This is a genomic window from Rhodopseudomonas sp. BR0G17 (genome assembly GCF_010907025.1).
GTDB lineage: Bacteria > Pseudomonadota > Alphaproteobacteria > Rhizobiales > Xanthobacteraceae > Rhodopseudomonas > Rhodopseudomonas palustris_H.
The window spans coordinates 1-479 of sequence record NZ_QUML01000127.1 but is presented as its reverse complement, the minus strand read 5'-3'; the positions used below and the strand labels follow the sequence as shown (position 1 = coordinate 479).

General features: G+C 63.5%; 1 protein-coding gene. It reads left to right on the top strand.

What is annotated here, in order from left to right:
- Nucleotides 1-205: 205 nt before the first annotated feature.
- Nucleotides 206-479, top strand: a 274-nt coding sequence (locus DY467_RS25510) for a tetratricopeptide repeat protein (protein WP_164639831.1), incomplete at its 3' end; no start/stop codon positions are given.

Sequence of the window (479 nt, the reverse complement as noted above, 5' to 3'; positions counted from 1 at the left end):
CCAGGGGTGATTCGCTTACCTTTTCGGCCGGCGGTAATTGCCGCCGGCCGATTCTCTCGCGCCCTGTGCGGCTGCTGGCGCGGCGGCCATCATGGTTTATGAATTATTTACACGCCTGTCGGAGGATGCCGCGCCTACGAGCGTCTCTCAGGTGCGCGACAGGACCCGAGGAGATACGATCCCTCAGCCAGATTCGGATCATCAGATGCAGCCCGGACGCAGCAAGGCCGTTCCTCCCCGCAGCCAGACCGACAAGGCTTACGAGCCGGTGATGCTGTTGATGCGCGCGCGGCTGCTGCATCAGAACGGGCAGCTCGACGAGGCGCGCTCGGCCTACAAGAAGGTGCTGAAGAAGGCGCCGGACAATTTCGGCGCGCTGCACTTCTACGCGCTAGCCGAGTACCAGAGCGGCAATATCGAGCCTGCGATCCGGTCGCTGAAGCGCGCACTGCTGATCGAGCCGAATTCGGCGCAGGCAC